The organism is Thalassotalea sp. Sam97 (assembly GCF_041379765.1).
Classification (GTDB): domain Bacteria; phylum Pseudomonadota; class Gammaproteobacteria; order Enterobacterales; family Alteromonadaceae; genus Thalassotalea_A; species Thalassotalea_A maritima.
Genome location: NZ_CP166919.1, coordinates 171,862 through 197,117 on the forward strand (window position 1 = coordinate 171,862; position 25,256 = coordinate 197,117).

A 25,256-nucleotide genomic window follows, 5' to 3' on the forward strand; every position below is an offset into this window, starting at 1 on the left:
TAAATTTTAGGAAGTAACTATGTCTGAACAAAACCAGAACCCAGCAACCAATGGTGCTGACGAACAACAAGCGCAACCACAATTTGCTATTCAGCGTGTCTATACTAAAGACGTATCGTTTGAAACGCCAAGCAGTCCGGCCATTTTCCAAAAAGAATGGCAGCCAGAAGTTAAACTAGATATCGACACGCGTTCTAAGAAACTAGCTGATGACATGTATGAAGTGGTATTAGCGCTAACCGTTACTTCTAAGCTAGGTGAAGAAGTGGCATTTTTATGTGAAGTACAACAAGCCGGTATTTTCACTGTTGCAAATATGCCAGAGCCACAATTAGCGCACACGCTAGGTTCATTCTGCCCGAACACGCTATTCCCATACGCTCGCGAATTAGTGTCTAGCCTAGTATCTCGTGGTACCTTCCCGCAGTTAAATTTAGCACCAGTTAACTTTGATGCGTTATTTGCGTCATATGTTCAACAGCGTGCAGCGCAAGCTGGCAACGCAGAGCAAAAAGCGGACGCCTAATGACTTCGCAAACGGCAGATATTAGTGTAATCGGCGCTGGCTCATACGGCACGGCGCTGGCTTTTTGTTTCGCTCGCAATGGCCATAAAACCCTATTGTGGGGGCGCAATACTGAGCACGCTGCAGAGATGCGTAAATCAAGAAGTAACGAACGTTATTTGCCGGGCTTTACCTTTCCTGACTCGTTAATCGTAGAAAGCGATCTCGAAGCCGTGGTTAAAGCCAGTCACAATATTTTATTGGTGGTCCCATCGCATGCCTTTGCGGATATGCTCAAGCAGATTAAGCCTATGCTGTCTAGTAAGCATCGTTTAGCCTGGGCCACTAAGGGCTTAGATCCCGAGCATGGTCGTTTACTGAGAGATGTCGCGGTTGAAGTGGTCGGTGAAGATATGCCGTTAGCGGTATTATCCGGACCAACCTTTGCCAAAGAAATGGCAGCAGGCTTACCAACAGCGATTTCGGTTGCGGCAACTAACGATGCCTTTGCCAAATCTTTGGCAGATTTACTGCACTGTGACAGAACATTTCGCGTTTACCAAAACGATGACTTTATCGGCGTGCAATTAGGCGGTGCAGTAAAGAATGTTATTGCTATCGGTGCAGGTATGGCTGATGGCATGGGCTTTGGTGCTAATGCACGAACAGCGCTTATAACACGTGGTCTCGCGGAAATGTCACGCTTAGGTGCGGCGCTTGGCGCGAAGCCATCTACTTTTATGGGCATGGCTGGTTTGGGCGACTTAGTTCTTACTTGTACTGATAATCAGTCTCGCAATCGTCGTTTTGGTTTGGCGTTAGGATCTGGTGAAACGGTTGAGCATGCGATGACTACGATTGGCCAAGTGGTCGAAGGTTATCGCAATACCAAAGAAGTGCACATGCTAGCAAAACGCCATCAGGTTGAAATGCCGATTGTTGAGCAAATTTATCAAGTGCTTTATCAGGATAAGCCTGCCAAAGAAGCCGCCTTAGATTTACTCGGTCGAGATCGTAAACACGAGTCTTAGTCTTGATGTTATCACTAAAAAAACTGGCAATGGCCAGTTTTTTTATATCTGTGAAACGGCAATGATTAGTCGCGTTTAGACTACAAGTCAGCGCCAGCAAAACCGAGTTGGCGCCACGCTTCGTATATAAGCACCGACACCGAATTAGATAAATTCATGCTCCGCGAATCTTTCACCATCGGGATACGCACTTTATGCTCAGCTGGTATATAGGCGTGTATTTCTTCTGACAAACCGCGCGTTTCTGCACCAAACATAATGTAATCACCGCTTTGATAATCAATATCTGTGTGCGCTACGGTCCCGCGCGTTGTTGAGGCGATAATGCGCTTAGGCTGTTCGCTAGCGAGAAAAGCAGCAAAGTCTTTGTGACGCTTTAAGTTAGCAAATTCATGGTAATCAAGACCTGCACGACGTAAGCGTTTGTCGTCGATATCAAAGCCTAACGGCTCAATAAGGTGTAAACGAAAACCACTGTTGGCGCACAGACGAATAATGTTACCCGTATTGGGTGGTATTTCCGGTTCAAATAGGACAATATCTAACATAAGCAGTCAGTAAAAAGAAATAATAACGATTATACTTGATTTGAGTAATTAAGGGATAGGTAAACGTAAATCGGTGCAGGATAGTCAATACGATAGTTTGGTAAAAATGGCAAGTCGAGCGTCGATAGGTGTTGCCGCAACGATGCTATTGATCAAACTTTATGCATGGTATGTTTCCTCATCAGCGGCTATGCTGGCCTCTGCAACGGACGCTTTGTTAGACTTGTTGGCATCTAGCATCAGTTTTTTGATTATTTCGTTCTCACTCACGCCAGCTGATGCGGAGCATCGCTTTGGTCATGGTAAAGCCGAAAACCTCGGCGCTTTATTGCAAGCAACATTGATAGTCAGCTCTGCGGCATTGTTAATTTTTCACGGTGTTGAAAGAATGATAACACCTCAACCTATATTGCACAGTAAGGCCGTTATCGTCGTCAGTATCATTGCCATGCTTGCCACCGTGATGTTGCTATCATTGCAAAAATACGTCATCAGCCGAACGGGTTCTGTGGCCATTCGCGCCGATTCACTGCATTATCAAAGTGATTTATTACTTAATGTTGGGGTCATTGTCGCTGTATTATTAGCCGATTATGCTTTTGCTATTGCCGATGGCTTATATGCGGTTATTGTCGCATTGTTTTTGTTGTACGGCTGCATCGGTATTGTAAAACATGCCGTAGATCAGTTGCTTGACCATGAATTAGAGGCCCAAGACATTGATAAAATCAAAGCGATATTGAGACAACATCCACAAAGCTTAGGGTTTCATCGTCTGCGCACTCGTCGCTCTGGAAAGCATCGTTTTATCGAGTGTCATGTTGAGTTGGCTGACGATATTAGCCTGATACAGGCTCATGGCATTGTCACTGAACTCGAGCAACAACTCGTACAACTTTTTCCAGATTGTGAAGTGTTGATCCACGTTGATCCTGTGACAGCGGTAACGGATAAGCAGTGACTATAGTTAAGGGCGATATGACCCTTTTAAGTTGTTACAGAGCTTTGCTTGTTAGCAAACCAATCTAAAATATGACTAAGCGCTTGGTTTCGTAAGTGGTCGGATTCAAATAATAATTCATGCAATGCGCCATCGATAAGCCGTGGTGACGCAGCGTCTGCTTTACTGTTGGGGCACATTTGCAATGCCTGATAAAACGTATCTTGTTTATCATTACAGACAATGCTTTCATCGCCTGACTGCAGCATCATGATTGGTGTTGTGAGTTTGCAGATGTTGGTAAAAATTTGCTGCTCGGCATTAATGGCCGCGCTTAACCAAGCAAAGGTCACTCCACCTAATTGAATTTCGCTATGTTTTTTATATAACGCCTGAAACAGTGCAAATCGCTGCGCTGACTGCATTAAATCGTTACCGTCAAATTTCTTTTCTTTAAACGGACCATAGCCAGGAAAGTACCATGACTGCGTAGTTAACAATCGATTCAGGTGATGAATGAGTTTTACTATAGCTTTGGCTAACCATGCTGGCACACTGCCAACATCAACTGCAATCATCGGTGCGGTTAACGCTGCTGCAGCAAATACATCGGGGTAGCGTTGTAAATACAAAATCGCAATATTTCCTCCCATAGAGTGACCGAGTAATAGGGGTTTGCTATTGCATAATGGTAAAACATAGTCACTTACAAGTTGATGAAGGTCATCAACATAATCATTAAAATTGGCAACATAACCTTTGTGTTTATCCTCTAATTCTCGCTCTGATAAACCTTGTCCACGATGGTCGATAAGGGCAACATTATAACCATTATTAATGAAATCATAGGTGACTTCTTGATACTTTAGGTAGCTTTCACTGCGACCAGGAGAGATAACGATCCAAGGGCGCGCCGCATCAATGTTAAATAACGCATAATGAATCGCTAAGCCATCATGACTTGTAAATGAGTCAAATATACCGTGCTGCCAGCGATCATTGATCGCCGCTTGATTGTCATCGAGCTCAGTTTCAGAGCTTAATTGGTATGTTGAAACGTTGTTATGGGCCATATTGGTTTGTTTATCATCGGGCTAGTGTGCGGATAATATTTCCAGTATATATGTTTGCGCGATGACTTTGTAAGTGGTTCTTGAATTAACTTTTATATGCGACCCAGTTTACTTGTTTGCGTTGTCCATTACGCCGGCTGTTCGTTTTGCGCGGCTGATTTGTTAACAGGCACGGTTATGGTTACCTGCAGACCAGGCATGGTTGGTTCATTGGAAGCCAGTTGCGCTTTGATATCGCCGCCATGCTCAGTAATGGCCTTATAGGCAATCGCCAGCCCTAGACCTGTTCCGCCGGAGCTGCGATCTCTCGCTTCACTGGTGCGATAAAACGGTTTAAAAATATCGGTTAATTGATTTGGACTGACACCCGGACCTTGATCTTGAATCGTTATTTCTAGACGGTCGATGAAACGCTTGGCAATAATGGTAATGGTACTTTTGGCCGGACTGTAACGCAGAGCGTTTTGGAATATATTGTCAATTGCCGAGCTTAGCATCTGTTGATCACCAATAAACATCATATCGTTATCGATTTGTGCATTAATGTGTAGCTGCTTTTCTTCGAGTAGCAAGTGATAGTCATCGAGTAGCGTCTGAATAAGCGTATCGAGTGCTAAAGGTTGTTTATTGACTGCCTGTATTTGGTTTTCTAATCGCGATAATAGCAGTGCTTGGCTTATCATCTGCTCAAGTTTCGTGAGCTCTTGCTGACATCGCTGTAAATATTTATCTTGCGTCGCATCCTGTTTGTTGTTGCTGTTGCTGTTGCTGGCAAGGGTTAGGGCTAATTGAAGCCGTGTTAAAGGTGAACGTAACTCGTGAGAAATATCCCCAAGCAAGCGTTGCTGCGCAGATACTGACGTCTGAATGCGCTCGGCCATAGTATTAAAAGACTTACCAAGTAATCCCATTTCATCGTGACGATGAGCAAAACCTTCGACCCGCGTAGCTAAATCTCCTTGGCCAAACTGATCGCTTGCGCTGATCAACTTATTAATCGGCCGCATTAACACCCAAGCAACAACATATGACAACAGTGCGGTGATAATTAATGCGCCAGTGACGCGTATCGACAGTGGTATGTTACGTATTGCGTGGGCTATATCGCGCCCTTTTAATGGCCGACCATAAAAAAGTTGCCCAGCTTGATTGTCAAGATGAATATCAACTGGGCCAACAATACGGTAATGACGAAATGTTTTGGCAACGGGTTGTGGATATTTCTGACTATGCAGATACTGGTTAATTTCCGTATCTTTGGGTTGTCGATTACTGGTGACTAGGGTGTTATCGAGTTTTAACCAAATACCTTTGGGGACACGAGGGTCATCATTTTCGATCATGACAGATATGCTGTCAGGGTGTAATTTGGCTAGTTGACGGACAAGGTTTGCGGTCTTTTCTAGGTGCTGTAACTGACCTCGATACAGTGGTTTTACTTCCTCAAAGTCAAGCCATTGTATTGATACCCAACGGGTTATAAGCACCGCGATGATGGCGATAAGCCAGAAACTAAGGAATATCTTTAAACCAAAACTTGATAATACTATCAGTGATTTTTTCATACTGTGCCACTCATAAATACATAGCCAACACCGCGTACCGTTTTGATTTTATCGTCGTTGCAAAATTGATGAAGCTTGCGACGAATATTGGATATATGCATATCGATACTGCGATCATAAGCGCTAAGTGGGCGACCAAGTACGTTATTACTCAGAATCTCTTTTGACACAATTTGGTCTGGACAGGTCATTAGTAGCCTTAACATCTCATATTCTGTCCCAGTGAGTAGCAGCAATTGTTGATGACAGAATACTTCTCGGGTGTGGCCATTGACTCGCACGTCATTAAGTTCCATAGTCATGTCGCTATCTTTGTTTTGCAAAATATCAATTCGACGCAAGATAGCGCGAATGCGAGCAAGCAGCTCGCTTGGATTATATGGTTTACTTAAGTAATCGTCAGCGCCCAGCTCTAGTCCTAATACCCGATCACTATCACTGTCTTTGGCAGTAAGCATTAATATTGGTGTTTGATATTTCCCCCCTAGAGCTTTTAACACATCAAAGCCGTTTAATTTCGGCATCATGACATCGAGCAAGATCAAATCAAACTTACCTGAACGTATTTTTGCTAAGCCCTGTTCACCATCATAGGCACATGCAACTTGGTAACCCTCATTCGCTAAGAAGTCACTAAGTAATTCTACCAGTTCAATATCGTCATCAATAATCAATAGTTGTTTATGCATGCTGTTAATACTTATATCGCATCATCGTCAAGCTATAGTGTAACCTGACTCTATCAGCTTGCATCGCTCTTTACTCAATCTTTACATTACCTTTGCACAAGCTTGCACAGCATTGGGTTATTATTTTCTCGTCAAATGGCAAACCTATTGGAGCGACGAAATGATCAATAAAACTTTATTTACAGCCACTGTGTTAACGTTAGCGATGCTGGTTAGCGGTGGCGTTATGGCGAAACATCATGGTGAACGAAGCCATAAAGGTGGCTGGTTTGCACGAGCTGTGCAGCAACTGGAGCTTAACGATTCGCAGCAACAGCAGATTAAGCAAATTCGCATGGACAGTAAAAAACAGTTAAAGGCATTGCATCAACAAGGGCGTGATTCCAATGCCCGTCAAGCGATGTTTGAATTAATAAAGGCAGAAGACTTTAATGAACAGCAATTTTTGCAATTACACCAGCGACAAGCTGATATGAAGGCAGAGATGGCGCTGATTAAGAGCAAATCAATGCATCAAGTTTATCACCTGTTGACGCCTGCTCAGCAACAAGAGCTATTACAGATGATGGCAAAACATCAGCAGCGCAAAAGAGACAGGCACAGCGCCAGTAATAATTAAACTTACTTAAGCGTTAAATTCAAATAAGGTGCTATCACTTCAAGGTGTTAGCACTTTTTGTTTAATTGCATCGCTAACTTGATACTACGGGCTATATTCTCACTGGTATCGACGATATTCTGGTGACCTTGAGTTAGCGCTTGTTGGATCGTTTGAGGCTGGTTAACCACACTAAATACAGCGGTGACACCATGTTGATAAACCTGCTTGATACCATCTCCTGTAGAGCCACAAATCGCGACAACGGGCACTTGATGGTGCTGAGCGAGCTTAGCTATGGCCACAGGAGCCTTGCCGTGAATTGATTGCCCATCCATGCGACCTTCACCTGTAATCACTAAATCAGCCTGCTCTATGTGCTGATTTAAGTTGATGGACTCGATAACTAATTCACTGCCACTTTGCAGTTTACCGCCCACGGCTGCCATCAACGTTGCCCCTATACCACCGGCAGCGCCAGCCCCTGGCTTTGTCGCTACATCCACCGCAAAGTGCTGTTCTATCAACCGGGCAAAGTGCGCCAAGGCGTGATCAAGAAGGTTAATATCCTCTGCCGATGCACCTTTTTGCGGGCCGAATATGGCGCTCGCACCACGAGGACCACATAGCGGGTTATCAACGTCAGCGGCGATGGTAAACTTGCAATGGCTAAGGTTTTTGTTCACATCGCTGTCGTCAATGCAGGCAACATTAAGCAGTGCAGCGCCTCCAAGTTCCACCGGTCGCATAGTATGGTCAAGCAAGCGATAGCCCAGTGCAGTTAGTATGCCAGCTCCAGCGTCATTGGTTGCAGAACCTCCTAGCCCCAAGATAATGTGCTTTGCGCCATGGTTTAGTGCGTCGTTAATGAGTTGGCCGGTACCGTAGCTTGAAGTGATTTTCGCATCGCGTTGCTCGGGTTCAACTAGATGTAAGCCTGATGCCGCAGCCACTTCAATTATTGCGGTATCACTGTTACCAAGCCAACCATAATTAGCCGATATTGGTCGACCTAGAGGATCAAGCGCTTTGACACAACTATAGTGACCAGCGGTTGCTGTGACCATAGCTTCAACCGTACCCTCACCACCATCGGCCATCGGTAGTAGATGAAATTCAGCATTGGTAAACACTTGGCGAAAACCCTGCTGTATTGCCGCACAGACTTGTTTGGCGCTAAGGCTTTCTTTAAATGAATCCGGTGCGATAACGATATTCAAAGGCATGTGCTCTGGCTCAGGGGTGTATTGGCGTTAAATACTTAACATAATCAACTTTATGTCAATCAACAAGGGCTATAACTGAGCATAATAAATGACACCCTGACATTAACGGTGGTTGTTAAATCGACTAACGGCTGCCTAGCTAAGCAGAATAGGGACTACAAGAGTGGCGGGTAGATGTTAAGGTGTTTGTCGTTATTAGCGTTGATGAAATTTAATCATCTATGCCAAGCATCTAAGAACAGCGCCTACAGAGCCATACTTATCCAAGTGCAATGTTATGGATAAGTATGGTTTGTGAAGCTGGTGGTACTTCGCGCGTGCAAAGCTTTATTACCAGCATTTTAGTCATGAGTGTAACAATATCAACCAGTTAGTTTTTCTTGGCTTTGGCAAAGGCTTCAGCGAAGGCATTACCCATCATGCTATTACCCTGCGGCTTATTCTGGCGCGGTTTCGCTTTGTTGCTATGTGCATTGCCAGTCTTACCTGATGCGGATTTGTTTGTCTGTTGGCTTTTCTGGCCTTTGTTTACCGCAGCACTTTCGTCAAGGCGCATTGTCAGGCTAATACGCTTACGCTTGGAGTCAACTTCAAGGACTTTTACTTTAACAATATCCCCCGCTTTCACGACGTCTCGTGGGTCACTAACAAACTTGTTGGTTAACGATGAGATATGAACTAAGCCATCTTGGTGAACACCAATATCGACAAACGCACCAAAATTAGTGACATTTGAAATAACCCCTTCAAGTAACATATTCACTTGTAAGTCATTGATACTTTCTACCCCCTCTTTAAAACGCGCGGTTTTAAATTCAGGGCGTGGATCGCGGCCGGGTTTGTCGAGTTCGTGGATAATATCGATGACTGTCGGTAATCCGGTACTTTCACTAACAAAGTCAATTGCTTGCAGGGCATTTAATATATTGCTGTTGGCGATTAATTGTTCGACCTCAGTGCCTGTCTTGGCAACGATCGCTTCAACAACATGGTAACTTTCCGGATGCACAGCAGAGCCATCAAGTGGATTTTTCGCTTGGCGAATACGTAAAAAACCGGCGGCTTGTTCAAATGCTTTGGGGCCAATACGCGGCACTTTTAGCAGTTGCTGGCGCTCGTCAAAACGACCGTGTTGATCTCGATAGCTAACAATGTTTTGCGCCATGGTTTTCGTTAAGCCAGCCACCCGGTTTAATAATGGCACAGATGCACTGTTTATATCGACGCCGACGGCATTTACGCAGTCTTCCACAACCGCATCAAGGGTATGGCTTAAGCGGCTTTGACTGACATCATGCTGATATTGGCCTACACCAATGGCTTTCGGTTCAATTTTTACTAACTCTGCTAACGGGTCTTGCAGGCGACGAGCGATGGATACCGCACCTCGCAAAGAGACATCGAGTTCAGGAAACTCATTAGCGGCAAACTCGGAGGCTGAATAGACACTTGCACCCGCTTCAGAGACAATCATTTTGGCAAGCTTATGGTCGAGTTTGGCTATGGCTTCAGCCACGAGTTTATCGGTTTCACGCGAGCCTGTGCCATTGCCAATGGCGATCAAGTCGACCTTATATTGCTGGCATAAATTCACCAAGGTACGAATTGACTTGTCCCAGTGTTTTTGTGGCTCGTGAGGGTAAATTGTGGTGGTATACAGTAACTTGGCGGTTGCATCAATGATAGCGATTTTACACCCCGTTCGGATACCAGGGTCAATGCCAAGGGTGACTTTCGCGCCACCAGGCGCTGCCATTAATAAGTCCTTTAAGTTATCAGCAAACACTTTTATCGCTTCCAGTTCTGCCTGCTCACGCATATTGGCAAGCAACTCATTTTCTAACGATAAGCTTAATTTAGCTCGCCAAGTTTGGCGAATCACGCGACTGAGCCACGCGGCACCGTTTTGCTGGGTAAGGTGAACACCTAAGTGATCACGAATGATTTCTTCAGCGCTTGATTCACCGCTTTGTTGGCCTGGATCGGCGTTAAGTTGCAATTGCAGCAAACCTTCGTTACGACCTCGTAACATAGCCAGTGCTCGATGTGACGGCACTTTACTGAGTAATTCGCTATGTTCAAAATAGTCTTTAAACTTTTCTGCTGCATGTTGTTTGCTACTAACAACTCGGCTTTCAATGTGAGCACGACGTTGCAGGTGGCGGCGAAGTTTTTGAATAAGCTGTGCATCTTCGGCAAAACGCTCGATAGCGATATAGCTAGCACCTTCGAGTGCTGATTTTACATCGTCAATATGACCTGCGGGGTTAAGGTATGCACTGGCAACCTGCTCAGGGACAAGAGATAAGTCGTTAAGCAATGCTTCGGCTAATGGTGCTAGCCCTGCCTCGATTGCCATTTGCCCTTTGGTACGACGTTTAGGCTTATATGGTAAATATAAATCCTCAAGCTCGGTTTTGTTGTCGACCTGAAAAATTTTGTTTTTCAGTTCAGTTGTTAATTTACCTTGTTCGTCAATGTTTCTTAGGACTAACTGTCGACGTTCATCGAGTTCTCGTAAATACGTTAAGCGTTGTTGCAAATGACGTAAATGAGTGTCATCTAAACCTTGCGTCGCTTCTTTACGGTAGCGGGCAATAAATGGAACGGTAGCGCCTTCATCAAGTAGGTTGATCGCGGCATTAACTTGGCTAGGTTTAACGTTTAGTTCGCTAGCTATCGTTTGTGCAATTTGTTGCATAGTGTAATGTTAACTGTGCCAGAGGAAATTTAATTGTTGCAGAGTATATACCTTTAGGATGACAATAATTCCAGTTAATTTTAATTTTTCTAATTATGAATAAAAGCGATTACATTACCAGAGAAGGCTGGGAGCGCCTTGATAAAGAACTTAAATATTTATGGAAAGAAGAGCGACCGAAAGTAACCCGCGCTGTATCAGAAGCGGCCGCGCTCGGCGATCGCAGTGAAAATGCAGAATATATTTATGGTAAAAAGCGTTTACGCGAAATTGATCGTCGGGTTCGTTTTTTAAGCAAACGTTTAGACCAACTGAAAATCGTTTACCCTGAAAAACAGCAAGAAGGACGCGTGTTCTTTGGCGCATGGGTTACCTTGCTCGATGAAGACGATAAACAAGTGACGTACCGCTTGGTTGGACCCGACGAATGGGATGTGAAAAAAGGCGAAATTAGTATTGATTCACCGGTTGCAAGAGCCTTATTAGGTAAACGTATTGATGATGAGGTGGTGGTCAAAACGCCGGATGGTGAACGTTATTTGGAAGTTGTCGACATTCGTTATCAGACGACAAAATAACCCGAGATAATTCATAGTTTGTAACAAATTCACTGCTAAACTACTGTTAATTACTCGAAATTTTCAATATCTTATGGCTAATAAGCTAGTAATAGCATTGATAATAATATTATGGGGCGTTTATGGGACAGGAAACTCCAAAGATTTTAGTGGTTGATGATGATATGCGTTTACGGGCACTGCTTGAACGCTATTTGGTTGAACAAGGTTACCTTGTTCGTAGCGCCGCTAATTCTGAGCAAATGGATCGTTTGCTAGAGCGAGAAAACTTTCATTTAATTGTGCTTGATTTAATGTTGCCTGGCGAAGATGGCTTATCGATTTGTCGTCGCTTGCGTCAAGACGATAATCAAGTGCCTATCATCATGCTAACGGCAAAAGGGGATGAGGTTGATCGCATCATTGGCCTTGAGTTAGGTGCCGATGATTATATGCCTAAACCGTTTAACCCAAGAGAATTGCTGGCTCGTATTAAAGCGGTATTACGCCGTAAAACCAGTGAAGCGCCTGGGGCTCCATCACAATCGGAAGAGGTTATTGCCTTTGGCGATTTCAGTTTGAATTTGGCGACCCGTGAAATGCGCAAAGGCGATATCGCCATGCCGTTAACAAGTGGCGAATTTGCCGTGTTAAAGGCGTTAATCACCCACCCGAGAGAGCCGCTATCGCGAGACAAGTTAATGAACTTAGCACGGGGTAGAGATTATTCGGCATTAGAGCGCAGTATTGACGTACAAGTATCGCGGTTACGCCGCATGCTGGAGGTCGATCCGGCAAGCCCGCGTTATATTCAAACCGTCTGGGGTTTAGGTTACGTGTTTGTGCCAGATGGCCAACAAGCCTAGAACCGTTAAACTGTCGAAATGAAATTGTTACCCAAAAGTGCCTTTGGCCAAACGGTACTGCTGATAGGTTTTTTGTTATTAATTAATCAAGTGGTGTCTTACTTGAGTGTTGCCATTTATGTGATTAAGCCAAACTTAGAGCAAATTAATCAGTTGTTGGCCAAGCAAGTGAAAGTGGTGTTTATAGATGGTGGGGATAGTGGCTTTAACCCACAACTGGCTGAAGCCTTCCACAAAGAGACCGGTATCGGCGTATATCGCCAAGGCGATGCTCAATTGCTTGGTTTGCAAGAAGCTGCTCACTATCCCTACTTATCAATGCAAATGAGCGAGCTACTTGAAGGCGATGCTGAAGTCAGAATTTCGCAGGGTGATGAATATTTATTTTGGATACGGCCACCGCAAGCACCTAACTTATGGGTGAAGATCCCGTTACATGGCTTAGATGAAGCCAGTTTTTATCCGTTAATTTTTTACTTGGTGGTTATCGGTGGTTTGAGTGTGATCGGCGGTTACTTATTTGTAAGACAACTTAATCGTCCCCTAAAAGCCCTACAAAATGCTGCGCTCGATGTTAGTCGAGGAAAATTTCCTGAGCCACTGAAAGAGCAAGGTTCAAGTGAGATAGTGGAAGTCACCCGTGCATTTAATCGCATGTCAAAAGGTATTAAACAACTAGAAGCGGATCGCAGTTTATTGATGGCAGGTATTTCACATGATTTACGTACGCCACTGACCCGTATTCGCCTGGCATCCGAAATGATGAATAAAGACGATGAATATCTTAAAGAGGGTATTGAAAAAGATATCGATGATATGAACTCGATTATTGATCAATTTATTGATTATATTCGTCATGACATGATGGAAAAATCCAGTCTTAATCAGCTCAATACCTTAATTAAAGAAGTGGTTGAAACTGAGCAGTTAGAACAGCGTCAGATCCATGTTAAGTTAGCAGAACTGCCGCAAGTGCCGATGGTTTATCCTGCACTTAAGCGAGTGCTTACTAACTTGGTGCAGAACGCATTTAAATATTCTAGCAACGATATTGAAATTCATTCAGGCCTTGATCGCCAACGCAGTATGGTCTTTTTTAGCGTTGAAGATCGTGGGCCAGGTATTGCGGAAGGTGATGTGGAGCGACTGTTTCAGCCATTTGAACAGGGAGATACGGCTCGAGGCACTGAAGGAAGTGGTCTTGGCTTAGCGATTATCAAACGCATTGTCGATGGCCATAACGGCCAGGTAGTGCTCACTAATCGCCAAGGTGGTGGCTTAAGTGCCAGTGTCTATTTACCAATAACCTAAATTACTTAATTTGTCGCTCTAGTTTGCCGTTAATAATAGCTGTTGATGAAAATAGCAACGCAGTTAAGGCCAATAATAAGCAGTAAGATAGGGCGAGACATTTCACGTGATAAGGCACAAAAGGCGAGTGCCGAGCAGAGTTGCAATACTTTGCCTATAGCGACGCCAGCGTACATGCCAAATGTATGGGCCAACTCGCGAATAATGCGATTAGCTTCTAAGTCGATGCCGCCGTAATGCATAAAATAAATGGTGGTGAGATAATCGAGGCAAGCGGTGAGGATCAACAATAGCCAAAATGGTCGATGCTGCTTTAAAGCGAATAACATGTTGTGACGCAAAGGCACGTCTTGGTCCAAAATGATCATATTAAAATCATAGGCAATCAATGTCCTGTTAGCGCTTGCTAGCTTTTTGTTGTTATTTCCCTGCCAATTGACGTCCATTATGCTCCTTTATATATTGTTGATATTAAGTAATAAATAGATATTCACAGAACGTTTTATAAAGTATAGACCAAATTTTGGCGGGGCTTAGATACGGTCAATGTTGGCGCTCTTTACGGTGAGTTCAGTAGCTCATGATGTTAACGAAGGTGACCAAAGAACATATGCACTGTGGTGTGAGTTATTAACTGGTATTGTCAGTTAGGGCCAACGGTAAGATGACCATAGTTGCCGTGATGTTGGTTAGCTTGGGGGTATAAAAAAGCCAGCATCAATGCTGGCTTTTGCGATCTTTAATGTCGTTGGTTACAGTTTTGGACCTGCGGCAACTAATTTCTGACCGTGTTCGTTATCGGTAAATTTCTCAAAATTATTAATAAATTTAGCCGCTAAGTCTTCAGCTTTTTGTTGCCACTCGGTTGCATCTTGATAGGTGTCACGCGGATCAAGAATACCGTCATTGACTTGCTCAAGTGACTTAGGAACAGATAAGTTAAACATTGGTAAGGTTTGACATTCAGCCTGTTCAATCGAACCGTCTAAGATAGCATCGATAATGGCACGAGTATCTTTTATTGAGATACGTTTACCACTGCCATTCCAGCCGGTATTGACTAAATAGGCTTCGGCGCCACTTGCTTGCATACGCTTAACCAATACATCAGCGTATTTGGTTGGGTGTAGACTTAAGAATGCCGCACCAAAACAGCTTGAGAACGTTGGTGTAGGTTCGGTAATACCGCGCTCAGTACCCGCTAGTTTGGCGGTGAAACCAGATAAGAAATAGTACTCTGTTTGCTCTGGTGTTAATTTCGCAACCGGTGGTAATACCCCAAAGGCGTCTGCGGTAAGGAAGATTACTTTGGTTGCATGGCCGCCACGCGATATCGGTTTAACAATGTTGTCGATGTGGTGAATCGGGTACGATACTCGGGTGTTTTCAGTTTTGCTGGCGTTATCAAAATCGATATCGCCATTTTCTTTAACAACAACATTTTCAAGTAGCGCATCACGGCGGATGGCGTTATAAATGTCGGGTTCGTTTTCAGCGCTTAGATTGATGGTTTTAGCGTAACAGCCACCTTCAAAGTTAAATACGCCATTGTCATCCCAACCGTGTTCATCATCACCAATTAGCTGGCGATTAGGATCAGTTGATAGGGTTGTTTTACCTGTACCTGATAGACCGAAGAAGATCGCTGTGTCACCGTCTTTACCAATGTTAGCGCTACAGTGCATAGAGGCGATTCCCTTTAATGGTAATAGGTAGTTCATCATTGAGAACATGCCCTTTTTCATTTCACCACCGTACCAAGTACCACCAATAAGCTGCATGCGCTCGGTTAGGTTAAACGCAACAAAATTTTCAGAGTTTAAGCCTTGTTGTTGCCAGTTTGGGTTATTGGTCTTAGCGCCATTCATAACCACAAAATCAGGCTCATAGTTTTCTAGCTCTTCATCACTTGGGCGAATGAACATATTCTTCACAAAGTGTGCTTGCCATGCCACCTCAGTAATGAAGCGTACTTTTAGACGAGTATCTTCATTGGCACCACAAAAAGTATCAACCACAAACAAGCGCTTCGTTGATAACTGAGTAGTGACGAGATCTTTTAGCTGTACCCAGGTTTCAGGGGACATTGGCTTATTATCATTTTTACCTTGATCAGACCACCAAACGGTATCTTTTGTTGTGTCATCTCGAACAATGTATTTATCTTTTGGCGAGCGACCGGTAAAAATACCCGTGTCTACCGCAACCGCACCACTATTGGTAACGGTGCCCTTCTCAAAACCTTGCAAATCTTGCTTAGTTTCTTCGGCAAATAATGTGTCGTAACTAGGGTTGTGAACGATTTCAGTGGTATTGTGGATACCGTACACTGATAAATCTATCGTTTTAGGCATTCGAGCGAGCTCCCCAAAATATAAAGTGATGCTGAATTATATTAGAGTTATAAGTCTAAATTCTTGTTGAATTGATCGCATACTAAACAATATAAGGGGTAAAGGAAAGGGAAATGTCGACGATGTTGAAAGTTTTTTGAGGGCCTTTCAAAAGTGGCGTTAACAACCGTAAATTATAACAAACTCAGGAAAGTTAACGCCAAAAAGGTAGTAAAATTACATCATTTTTATGATGCGAAAATTAGACTTAATTTGGCTGTAATAATGGTTTTAATTTTTCAGCATCGAAGTGGTATTCGGTTAAACAGAAATCACAGGTGATATTAAAGGCACCATGTTCCGCTAAATGCTGTTCAATACCTTCCTTGCCCATGTTGGCTATCGCCGATAAGCATTTATCTTCAGTACAGCCACAAACAAAGCTAACCTGTTGAGGATCATACAAGCGAACTTTCTGTTCATGATAAAGGCGGTATAGTATTTCTTGCGCATCAAGCTCAAATACTTCTTTAGCGGTTAACGTATGAGTAAGTTGGCTGATATGTTCAAAATCATCAAGTTGCTGCTGCTTGTCTTCTGAATCGGGTAATACTTGAATTAACGAGCCCCCTGCTTGCACCGTCGTAACATCAGCATATAGCCAAATACGTGTTGCCAACTGTTCAGATGTGGCAAAATAATGTTCAAGACATTGCGCTAAGGTATCTCCTTCTAAAGCAACAATACCTTGGTAACGCTCGCCTTGTTTTGGAATAACGGTAATGATCATATTGGCTTTGCCCATCAAATCATGCAGGCTGTCACCTTCTATATCTGCAACGATGCGGGCTATACCGCGCATTTGTTGCTGATGATCACCATTGATTACCATGTATTTAACTGGACCATCACCTTGAATTTGTACGGCAATTTCGCCTTCAAACTTTAGGGTAGCGGTGAGTAGGCATGTTGCAGCCATTAATTCACCCAACAGTTTTGTTACAGCGCTTGGGTAATCGTGGTTTTCAATAATTTGTTTAAAACTTTGATCAAGCTGTACAAGCTCGCCACGAGCGTGTAAGTCTTCAAATACATAACGATGTAATATATCTTTACTAACAGTCACGTTAGATCCTTTCTTTAAATTCTCGTAGTTTACGACGTTGTTTTTTATCTGGCTTGGTATCACTGCCAGGACTAAATAATACCCCTTGCTTACGAGCGAGGGCGTTATTTTCACGAGTGCTAACGCTTTGCTCGGTTTCCTGATAGAGTGTCTGAGCAAAGCTGGCATCGCGTCGTCGTTCGGCTAAAGCGATGATTAATACTTCTTTTTCATCGTAGCCTTGACGGACACGGATACGATCGCCAATTTGTACATTTTTACTCGATTTACTGCGTTGACCGTTATAAAACACTTTACCACCATCAATCATCTGTTTGGCGATGGCTCGAGTTTTATAAAATCTTGCTGCCCATAGCCATTTATCAAGGCGTACGGCGGTGTTTTCAATGTTTGCGGATGAATTTTTAGCCACGATATACCTGCTATCAGAAATTTGCCGCATTTTTATCATAAATGATAAATTTTAGCCAGTTTAGCCCAACTTTGCGGCGTTTTATTACAAGTTGTTGCCTTTATCAAAATGATTTTACCTTTGAAGATAATTATTACACAAAGGTCAATATGCGCTGTGCAATAGTCCTCGCTAGCTATGATGCCATTGTCGACAAACGTGGAGCTTTGATTCGTACGTGATTAACTAAGTTCACGACTGATTGTGAAATATAGGAAATATTGTGTTTCAATACCGCCAATGTAAATAAATTGTAAATAGCCAGTGTGATTGGCAAAAAAGTCGTTACGGCGCTTGTGACTGGCGTTATCGTTAAGTATTATCGGGACAGCGAATTTTTATTAATAGTTTACCGGCAATAGCGAAATATGGATCTAGCGCAGATTACTCATCAGTTTCAAACCTTATGGCAGAAAGTGCCACAAAAGGCATTAAGTCAAGTGTTACTGGTGGTGCTATTTATCTATTTAGCATATTGGGCAGCTGCCACGACTTGGTTGTTGGTACCGCAACCTGTTGTCACGTCATCGCCAAGCACGGGGGGGGCGTCGGTAAAACAAAAAGCCAATTCAGCCGAAGATATCGATATTAATGCTATCACCAAGCTCAATCTATTTGGTGAATATAACAAGCCAAGTGCAGTACCTAAGCCAGTACCACAGGTAGAATCTGCGCCGCAAACTAAGCTGCGATTAACCTTAACCGGTGTGGTTGCATCGGATGACATTAGCATTGCTGCAGCCATCATTGAGTCACAAGGGACACAGGAAACCTACGGTATTGACGATAAAATCACAGGTACGCGAGCTGTATTAAAGCAAGTACATGCTGACAGAGTTATTATTGAGTCTGCTGGTCGCATGGAAACATTAATGCTCGATGGTTTTGAATACAGCAAACAAATCAATGGTGAAGCGACTCAGCCGAAAAACGATAAACGTTCGCTGTCGTTGCGCAATGTCCGAGCACAGCAAGAGAAAAAAGATGACAATTCCGAAGAGGCGCAAGCACGCATTAAACAACGCGTTGCGCAACTGAAAACAGATATTTTAAACGATCCCAGTAAGATCACCGATTATCTTAGAATTTCACCCTATCGTCGTGAAGGCAAAGTGGTTGGTTATCGTTTGATGCCGAGCAAAGATCCAGAATTTTTCCAAGAAGTTGGACTAATTGCTGGTGATATTGCTGTGCAAATCAATGGCCGTGATTTAACTGACATGCGAGAAGCACAACAAGCACTTATGGAACTTCGTAGTGCTGAGCATGTCGACTTATTAGTTGAACGCGATGGCGTATTACACGATATTTCCTTGGGACTATAACACTAACTGGAGAAGATTCATGCGCCGAATTCTTTGCGCAAATACAATAAAAAAAGCCTCTGCGGGTATGCTAACCGCCATCGCTATGGCATCAAGCCTAAACGTATCGAACGTTTGGGCGGCACAGTACTCTCCAAACTTTAAAGGCACTGAAATTACCGAGTTTATTAACATTGTTGGTAAAAACCTTAAGAAAACCATCATTGTTGACCCAAAAGTACGCGGTAAGGTGAATGTTCGCAGTTACGACTTATTAACCGAGCGCCAGTACTACCAATTCTTTCTCAATGTGCTTGAGGTTTATGGCTTTGCAGTAGTTGAAATGGACAACAACATTTTAAAGGTTGTGCCAAATAAAGAAGCCAAAACGAGAAACATTCCGGTCGTTGGCGACAATAACCCTGGTGTTGGCGATGAAATGGTTACCCGTGTTATTGAAGTAAAAAATGTATCGGTGCGTGAATTATCGCCATTACTACGTCAATTAAGTGACCAAGCCGGTGGCGGTAACGTCGTTCACTACGAGCCATCTAATGTGATTATGATGACCGGTACGGCAGCGGTGGTGAATCGTCTTGCCAATATCATTCAACGTGTTGATAGAGCCGGCGATAAAGATGTGCAAATGGTTAAGCTTGAGCACGCATCAGCTGGCGAAATGGTGCGTATTATCGAAAACATCAACAAACCCGCGACCGGTAAATCGGACACCCCGGCGTTTTTAATCCCACAAATTGTCGCCGACGATCGTACCAATACTGTCATTATCTCTGGTGAGCGCCAAGCGCGTGCACGTATTGCTAAATTGATCGCTCGTCTTGATAGCGAATTAGAAACCTCAGGTAACACCCGCGTTTACTATCTTAAATACTCTAAGGCTAAAGACTTAGTTCAAGTATTACAAAGCGTTAGTGACTCAATTCAAAAGTCGACTACCAGCACAGGAACAACAGGGACACCGGCGGTTCGTCGTAACTCGCAGCGTAATGTCTCAATTGAAGCGCATGAAGATACCAATACCTTAGTGATTACCGCTGAGCCTGACATGTTGCGCTCATTAGAGTCGGTAATTCGCCAGTTAGATGTACGCCGTGCGCAAGTTCTGGTTGAAGCAATTATCGTCGAAGTATTCGAGTCAAACGGTGCCCAGCTTGGTATTCAATGGGGGTCGGCCGAGGGTGGCTTCACCCAGTTTACTAATGGTGTAGTGCCTATTTCAGGTATTGCAGCTGGTGCGGTTGCCGCTGAAGGAGAAAAAGCCTCACAAACAACGATCACCAATGCCGATGGTTCGATTACCGAGTCTAAAAACCCAGATACACGTGGCGATTACACCATCCTTGCGCAATTGCTAGGTAACGTCAGCGGTATGATGTTTGGTTTAGTTGACGATGATTGGGGCGCGATCGTTCAAGCGGTGAGCAGTGATGTAAACTCAAACATCTTAGCAACACCAAGTATTACCACGCTAGATAACGAAGAAGCCTACTTTATTGTCGGTCAGGAAGTGCCGATCATCACTGGCTCATCTACCGGTAGTAATAACTCAAATCCATTCCAAACGGTAGATCGTAAAGAAGTGGGTATCAAGTTAAAAGTCACCCCACAAGTGAATGAAGGCACTGGTGTACAACTGATGATTGAGCAAGAAGTGTCATCGGTAAGTGGTGCAACCGGTGTTGATATTGCCATTAATAAACGTGAGATAAAAACTACGGTGATGGCCGACCATGGCTCAACGGTTGTGTTAGGTGGTTTGATTGACGAAGATGTGCAAGAGTCGCAACAAAAAGTCCCGCTATTGGGTGATATCCCTATTCTAGGTCATTTATTCCGCTCGACCGGCACCACCACGCGTAAACGTAATTTGATGGTGTTCTTGCGTCCAACGATTCTGCGTGAAGGTTCAGCGATGGATGCCATCACTAAGAAAAAATACAACTACATGCGTGCGGTTGAACTGCAAAAACAAGAAGAGGGCTTGTCGTTAATGGACGATGAGAAACTGCCTCTATTACCTGAGTGGCAAGACAGTTTAGAGTTACCACCATCGTTTAATCAGTACATGCAAAATCGTGCTACAGAAAAGTTTGAACAAGAGGTTGTTGAGCCGGCATTGCGAGAAGGTGATGATGAGCAATAACGAGCAGTTACCATTAGGTGATGAAGCCGAAGCATTAATTGATAGTGCAGCCAATGATGAGCAATTGTTGCAAGATGAACAAGCCGTTGCCGCCGTTGGTCGTGATCCGGTGCGTTTACCATTTGGTTTTGCGAAGCGTCATGGTGTGCTGACCGAGCAACAAGAGCAGCAATTAATTTTGCATTGTTCAGGGCAGCCTAAGCTATCGACTTTGCTCGAAGTACAGCGCTACTTGAAGACATCGTTTAATGTTGAAATACATGACCATGATGAATTTGAGCGATTATTAACGCTGGCTTATCAGCGCGACTCTTCGGAAGCACAACAGTTAATGGAAGATATTGGTAATGAGGCCAATTTGTATTCGCTTGCTGATGAAATTCATGATGTTGAAGACTTGCTCGAAAACGAAGATGATGCGCCGATCATTAAATTAATCAACGCTATGTTATCTGAGGCGATCAAAGAAAGCGCATCGGATATTCATATCGAAACCTTTGAAAAAGTATTAAAAATTCGTTTCCGTGTCGATGGTGTATTGCGCGAAATTTTAAAACCAAATCGTAAGCTAGCATCCATGTTAGTATCACGTATTAAGGTTATGGCTAAGCTTGATATCGCCGAAAAACGTATCCCCCAAGATGGTCGTATTTCCCTGCTTATTGGTGGTCGTGCCGTAGATGTGCGAGTATCAACCATGCCGTCGAGTCATGGCGAGCGTGTAGTATTGCGTTTATTAGATAAAAACGCTGCGCGGTTAAACTTAGTTGACTTAGGCATGACTAATGAGATCCGCAAAAAATTTACCGATGTTATCAATAAACCGCATGGTATTATTTTGGTGACCGGCCCGACCGGCTCTGGTAAAAGTACCACTTTATATGCTGGTTTGACACAGATTGACTCGCGTGAGCGCAATATTTTAACGGTTGAAGATCCGATAGAATTTGCTATTGAAGGTATTGGTCAAACCCAGGTAAACACGAAAGTAGATATGACGTTTGCTCGAGGCTTGCGCGCTATATTACGTCAAGATCCGGATGTGGTGATGGTGGGGGAGATCCGTGATTTGGAAACGGCTCAAATTGCTGTGCAGGCCAGTTTAACGGGTCACTTGGTGTTATCAACCTTGCATACCAACACTGCCGCAGGGGCAATCACCCGTTTAGAAGACATGGGCATTGAGCCATTCTTATTATCTTCAAGTTTATTGGGTGTACTTGCTCAACGTTTAGTGCGTACCTTATGTCCACATTGTAAAGAACAGCATGTAGCTACCGAAGAGGAAGCACGCTTGCTTGGTGTTGACGAGCAAGCACAGCATATTATTTACCGCGCTGTCGGTTGTGAAAAGTGTAAATATCTTGGTTATCGCGGTCGTACCGGTATTCATGAGTTATTGGTAGTTGACGATAACGTTCGTGAGCTGATTCAAAATAATGCTGGTGAGCAAGCCATCGTCAATATGGTGCGCCAACACACGCCGAGTATTCGCCATGATGGTTTTGACAAGGTACTTGCTGGCGAAACCACATTGGAAGAAATTTTACGAGTAACCCGGGAAGGTTAAGCTAAATGGCGGCATTTGATTACCAAGCGGTGGATAGCCGAGGTAAAAATAAAAAAGGTGTAATTGAAGGCGATAACGCAAGACAAGTACGTTCAATGCTACGTGAACAAGGCTTGATTCCCCTGCAAGTGACGCCATCATTAGCGAAAGAGAAACAGCAATCATCGGCAGTACGCTTTGGTCGACAAAAAATATCGGCGGCAGAGCTTGCGCTGATCACTCGACAATTAGCAACTCTGGTCGAGTCCGGCTTGCCATTAGAAGAATCGCTGATGGCTGTTGCCGAGCAGTGCGAAAAAGATAAACTAAAAAGTATGATTATGTCGGTCCGAGGCAAAGTTAACGAAGGTTTTACCTTGGCTGACTCTATGGCTGAATTTCCTTACATTTTCGATAACTTGTTTCGTGCGATGGTAGCCGCTGGTGAAAAGTCAGGCCATTTAGATAAGGTATTAAATCGTCTTGCCGACTATACCGAGCAACGTCAAAATATGCGGTCGCAAATTATTCAAGCATCGATTTATCCGGTCATTATGACGTTAGTCGCGGTATCTGTTATCGTGGTGTTATTGGTTGCTGTGGTACCACAAATTGTCGGCCAATTTGATCACCTAGGTGAGCAACTCCCTGCAACGACGCAATTGCTCATCGCGGTGAGTGAATTTTTACAAAATTACGTGTTGTGGATTGTCGCTGCAATTATTATCGCCTTGCTTGTCTTTAAGCAAATGATGAAAAAAGCCAACTTTCGCATGCGGGTCCATCAAAAGTCACTATCGGTGCCAATAACAGGCAAAGTAACCAAAGGTTTGAATACCGCACGCTTTGCCCGTACATTGAGTATCTTAACGGCAAGCTCTGTGCCACTGCTGGAAAGTATGCGCATCGCCGGTGAAGTTCTCACCAATGATTTTATTAAAGTTAAGGTCCAAGAAGCTGCCGATAAAGTCCGTGAAGGTGGTAGTCTGCAGGCGTCTTTAAAACAAACAAAACTATTTCCGCCGATGATGGTCCATATGATCGCGAGTGGTGAAAAATCTGGTGAGCTTGAGTCTATGCTTGAGCGCGCTGCTGATAATCAAGATAAACAATTTGAGGCGTTAGTCGGTATCTCGTTAAAGGTATTTGAACCAGCCCTAATGGTTACCATGGGGGTAATTGTGTTGTTTATCGTTATGGCTATTGTTCAGCCAATATTGCAATTAAATACAATGATATAAGGTGTTGTTAATGAAAATTCAAAAGCGTCGTAATGCACGCGGTTTCACATTATTTGAAATCATGATTGTTATCGTTATTTTAGGTTTGCTTGGTGCCATGGTATTGCCTAATGTGATGGGTAATTTAGACCGTGCTAACGTGCAAAAAGCCATCTCAGATGTGCAAGCATTAGAAAAAGCGCTGATTACTTATAAAGCCGATAACTTTAACTTCCCAACTACAGAGCAAGGCTTAGAAGCATTGGTTGAGCCTACCGATATCGAACCAACACCGCGTCGCTTTTTAGAAGGCGGCTATATTTCTTCATTACCGCTTGATCCATGGGGTAATGATTACATTTTAATTAGCCCGGGTGAGTTCGGTCGCTACGATGTATTTTCTGCAGGTGAAGATGGTGAACCAGGTACCGATGACGACATTGGTAATTGGAACATTAAACAGTGGCAAGAAGGTGGTCCAAACGCTGGTAATTAGCGTTAAGACGATGCTTTAGGGGACTTATGAAACGCGGGGAAAAAGGTTTTACCTTATTGGAAATCATGATGGTGATGGTGGTACTCGGCATCATGTTTTCTGCGGTGGTGCCGAATATTCGTGGCGCCGATCCTCGCGATGAACTTGAGCAACAAACTCATCAGTTTGTACAATTGTTTACCTTAGCCAGCGAATTTGCTTTGCTCAACAACGTCGAGCTTGGCTTGCGTATTGAGGACAATACCTACCAATTTCTTGCCTATGATGGCCGTCGCTGGGTACCTGTGCCCGACCAGGACATGCTTACTCAGGTCAGCCTTGAACAACCCATACAGTTAGCATTGAGTCTTGATGACTTACCGATAGACGATGATGCTATGGTGGTTGAGCAATCGATGTTTCGCGATCTAGAAGACGATTTGTTTGAGGGAGATTTAGAGGAAGAAAAGCCGATTTATCCGCAGGTTTTTATTTTATCAGCGGGCGATATCACCCCCTTTAAATTGACCTTTATCTACGATAATGGCTTTGAGCAACCACTATATGTCGATGTGTCCGCATCTTATACATTGCCATTGACGGTGACCGAGGCTACTGATGGCTCCCGTTAATTTGACAATGCCATATAATCGCCGGCGCTCTGGGTTTACCCTAATTGAAGTGTTATTAGCCTTAACCATTTTTGCAATAGCTGGCACGGCGGTCATGGGCGTAGCGAGTACCAGCTTAGTCGGTACGGCTAATTTAGAAATCAAAAGTATCGCCAGCTGGGTTGCCTCAAATCAGTTAGTCGAAGTGAATTTGCAGCAAGCTTGGCCACCGCAAAAGAAAAAAGGCAAAGAAGAAATGGCGGGGCATGAGTGGCATTGGCAGCGTATTATCGAGGAAACGGAAGATCCTAATATGCGTGCCGTGACCATCGAAGTGCGTGAGCAACTCAATGATCAATACCCTGTGGTTAGTATGGTGACCTATGTTAGTAACCCGAAAGCGAGATAGTCGG

24 protein-coding genes are annotated in these 25,256 nt (G+C 43.8%); 14 read left to right on the forward strand and 10 right to left on the reverse strand.

Going from position 1 to position 25,256, the window contains the following annotated elements; genetic code table 11:
• Positions 1 to 19: 19 nt before the first annotated feature.
• Positions 20 to 526 (forward strand): protein-export chaperone SecB, encoded by a 507-nt coding sequence (gene secB, locus ACAX20_RS00730; RefSeq protein WP_371187699.1) that lies wholly within the window; start codon positions 20 to 22, stop codon positions 524 to 526.
• Positions 526 to 1,536, forward strand: coding sequence for an NAD(P)H-dependent glycerol-3-phosphate dehydrogenase (gene gpsA, locus ACAX20_RS00735; RefSeq protein WP_371187701.1), 1,011 nt, complete (start codon positions 526 to 528; stop codon positions 1,534 to 1,536). Before secB ends, gpsA begins: the two co-directional genes overlap by 1 nt.
• Positions 1,537 to 1,616: 80 nt before the next feature.
• On the opposite strand, the gene trmL is transcribed toward gpsA, so the two are convergent.
• The gene (gene trmL, locus ACAX20_RS00740; protein WP_371187702.1) at positions 1,617 to 2,084 is read right to left on the reverse strand and encodes a tRNA (uridine(34)/cytosine(34)/5-carboxymethylaminomethyluridine(34)-2'-O)-methyltransferase TrmL; all 468 of its coding nucleotides are present in this window, start codon (positions 2,082 to 2,084) and stop codon (positions 1,617 to 1,619) included.
• A gap of 73 nt (positions 2,085 to 2,157) precedes the next feature.
• Between trmL and ACAX20_RS00745 the strand changes: the two genes are divergently transcribed.
• On the forward strand, positions 2,158 to 3,045 hold the full coding sequence (locus tag ACAX20_RS00745) for a cation diffusion facilitator family transporter (RefSeq protein WP_371187704.1): 888 nt from the start codon (positions 2,158 to 2,160) through the stop codon (positions 3,043 to 3,045).
• Between the two features lie 26 nt (positions 3,046 to 3,071).
• On the opposite strand, the gene ACAX20_RS00750 is transcribed toward ACAX20_RS00745, so the two are convergent.
• From ACAX20_RS00750 to ACAX20_RS00760, 3 genes are all read right to left on the reverse strand, one after another.
• Positions 3,072 to 4,097 carry an alpha/beta fold hydrolase gene (locus ACAX20_RS00750; RefSeq protein WP_371187706.1) on the reverse strand — a complete coding sequence of 342 codons (1,026 nt, stop codon included), beginning with the start codon at positions 4,095 to 4,097 and terminating at the stop codon, positions 3,072 to 3,074.
• 128 nt (positions 4,098 to 4,225) lie between these two features.
• On the reverse strand, positions 4,226 to 5,662 hold the full coding sequence (locus tag ACAX20_RS00755; RefSeq protein ID WP_371187708.1) for an ATP-binding protein: 1,437 nt from the start codon (positions 5,660 to 5,662) through the stop codon (positions 4,226 to 4,228).
• Positions 5,659 to 6,351 (reverse strand): response regulator, encoded by a 693-nt coding sequence (locus ACAX20_RS00760; RefSeq protein ID WP_371187710.1) that lies wholly within the window; start codon positions 6,349 to 6,351, stop codon positions 5,659 to 5,661. Before ACAX20_RS00760 ends, ACAX20_RS00755 begins: the two co-directional genes overlap by 4 nt.
• 160 nt (positions 6,352 to 6,511) lie before the next feature.
• Here ACAX20_RS00760 and ACAX20_RS00765 point away from each other — a divergent pair, with 160 nt between their 5' ends.
• Positions 6,512 to 6,970 (forward strand): Spy/CpxP family protein refolding chaperone, encoded by a 459-nt coding sequence (locus ACAX20_RS00765; protein WP_371187712.1) that lies wholly within the window; start codon positions 6,512 to 6,514, stop codon positions 6,968 to 6,970.
• A gap of 47 nt (positions 6,971 to 7,017) precedes the next feature.
• Here the strand turns inward: ACAX20_RS00765 and ACAX20_RS00770 are convergent, their stop codons facing one another.
• Entirely contained in the window at positions 7,018 to 8,175 is a 1,158-nt protein-coding gene (locus tag ACAX20_RS00770) for a glycerate kinase (RefSeq protein ID WP_371187714.1), read from the reverse strand.
• 370 nt (positions 8,176 to 8,545) lie between these two features.
• Positions 8,546 to 10,876, reverse strand: coding sequence for a Tex family protein (locus ACAX20_RS00775; protein ID WP_371187716.1), 2,331 nt, complete (start codon positions 10,874 to 10,876; stop codon positions 8,546 to 8,548).
• A gap of 95 nt (positions 10,877 to 10,971) precedes the next feature.
• Between ACAX20_RS00775 and greB the strand changes: the two genes are divergently transcribed.
• The 3 genes from greB to envZ all read left to right on the forward strand — a co-directional run bounded on the left by greB (position 10,972) and on the right by envZ (position 13,610).
• Entirely contained in the window at positions 10,972 to 11,454 is a 483-nt protein-coding gene (greB, locus tag ACAX20_RS00780) for a transcription elongation factor GreB (protein ID WP_371187718.1), read from the forward strand.
• Positions 11,455 to 11,576: 122 nt separating this feature from the next.
• A complete protein-coding gene (gene ompR / locus ACAX20_RS00785) occupies positions 11,577 to 12,299 on the forward strand; it encodes a two-component system response regulator OmpR (protein WP_371187720.1) in 723 nt (240 codons plus the stop codon).
• 18 nt (positions 12,300 to 12,317) lie between these two features.
• Positions 12,318 to 13,610, forward strand: a complete 1,293-nt coding sequence (gene envZ / locus ACAX20_RS00790) for a two-component system sensor histidine kinase EnvZ (RefSeq protein WP_371187722.1) — start codon at positions 12,318 to 12,320, stop codon at positions 13,608 to 13,610.
• A 29-nt stretch (positions 13,611 to 13,639) separates the two neighbouring features.
• On the opposite strand, the gene ACAX20_RS00795 is transcribed toward envZ, so the two are convergent.
• The 4 genes from ACAX20_RS00795 to hslR form a co-directional block, all read right to left on the reverse strand.
• A complete protein-coding gene (locus tag ACAX20_RS00795; RefSeq protein WP_371187724.1) occupies positions 13,640 to 14,056 on the reverse strand; it encodes a hypothetical protein in 417 nt (138 codons plus the stop codon).
• A 306-nt stretch (positions 14,057 to 14,362) separates the two neighbouring features.
• Entirely contained in the window at positions 14,363 to 15,964 is a 1,602-nt protein-coding gene (pckA, locus tag ACAX20_RS00800; protein WP_371187725.1) for a phosphoenolpyruvate carboxykinase (ATP), read from the reverse strand.
• A gap of 247 nt (positions 15,965 to 16,211) precedes the next feature.
• Entirely contained in the window at positions 16,212 to 17,069 is an 858-nt protein-coding gene (gene hslO, locus ACAX20_RS00805) for an Hsp33 family molecular chaperone HslO (protein WP_371187726.1), read from the reverse strand.
• 1 nt (position 17,070) lies between these two features.
• On the reverse strand, positions 17,071 to 17,481 hold the full coding sequence (gene hslR / locus ACAX20_RS00810) for a ribosome-associated heat shock protein Hsp15 (RefSeq protein ID WP_371187727.1): 411 nt from the start codon (positions 17,479 to 17,481) through the stop codon (positions 17,071 to 17,073).
• 407 nt (positions 17,482 to 17,888) lie between these two features.
• Between hslR and gspC the strand changes: the two genes are divergently transcribed.
• From gspC to gspI, 7 genes are all read left to right on the forward strand, one after another.
• Positions 17,889 to 18,845, forward strand: coding sequence for a type II secretion system protein GspC (gene gspC / locus ACAX20_RS00815; protein WP_371187729.1), 957 nt, complete (start codon positions 17,889 to 17,891; stop codon positions 18,843 to 18,845).
• A gap of 67 nt (positions 18,846 to 18,912) precedes the next feature.
• Positions 18,913 to 20,988 (forward strand): type II secretion system secretin GspD, encoded by a 2,076-nt coding sequence (gene gspD / locus ACAX20_RS00820; RefSeq protein WP_371189537.1) that lies wholly within the window; start codon positions 18,913 to 18,915, stop codon positions 20,986 to 20,988.
• Complete coding sequence (gspE, locus tag ACAX20_RS00825; RefSeq protein WP_371187731.1) at positions 20,975 to 22,558, forward strand: type II secretion system ATPase GspE; 1,584 nt, start codon at positions 20,975 to 20,977, stop codon at positions 22,556 to 22,558. The genes gspD and gspE overlap by 14 nt, the downstream gene beginning before the upstream one ends.
• Before the next feature lie 5 nt (positions 22,559 to 22,563).
• Positions 22,564 to 23,778 carry a type II secretion system inner membrane protein GspF gene (gene gspF / locus ACAX20_RS00830; protein ID WP_371187732.1) on the forward strand — a complete coding sequence of 405 codons (1,215 nt, stop codon included), beginning with the start codon at positions 22,564 to 22,566 and terminating at the stop codon, positions 23,776 to 23,778.
• A 10-nt stretch (positions 23,779 to 23,788) separates the two neighbouring features.
• The gene (gspG, locus tag ACAX20_RS00835) at positions 23,789 to 24,253 is read left to right on the forward strand and encodes a type II secretion system major pseudopilin GspG (RefSeq protein WP_371187734.1); all 465 of its coding nucleotides are present in this window, start codon (positions 23,789 to 23,791) and stop codon (positions 24,251 to 24,253) included.
• A 26-nt stretch (positions 24,254 to 24,279) separates the two neighbouring features.
• A complete protein-coding gene (gspH, locus tag ACAX20_RS00840; RefSeq protein ID WP_371187736.1) occupies positions 24,280 to 24,864 on the forward strand; it encodes a type II secretion system minor pseudopilin GspH in 585 nt (194 codons plus the stop codon).
• Between the two features lie 7 nt (positions 24,865 to 24,871).
• Positions 24,872 to 25,252 (forward strand): type II secretion system minor pseudopilin GspI, encoded by a 381-nt coding sequence (gene gspI / locus ACAX20_RS00845; protein WP_371187738.1) that lies wholly within the window; start codon positions 24,872 to 24,874, stop codon positions 25,250 to 25,252.
• Positions 25,253 to 25,256 lie beyond the last annotated feature (4 nt).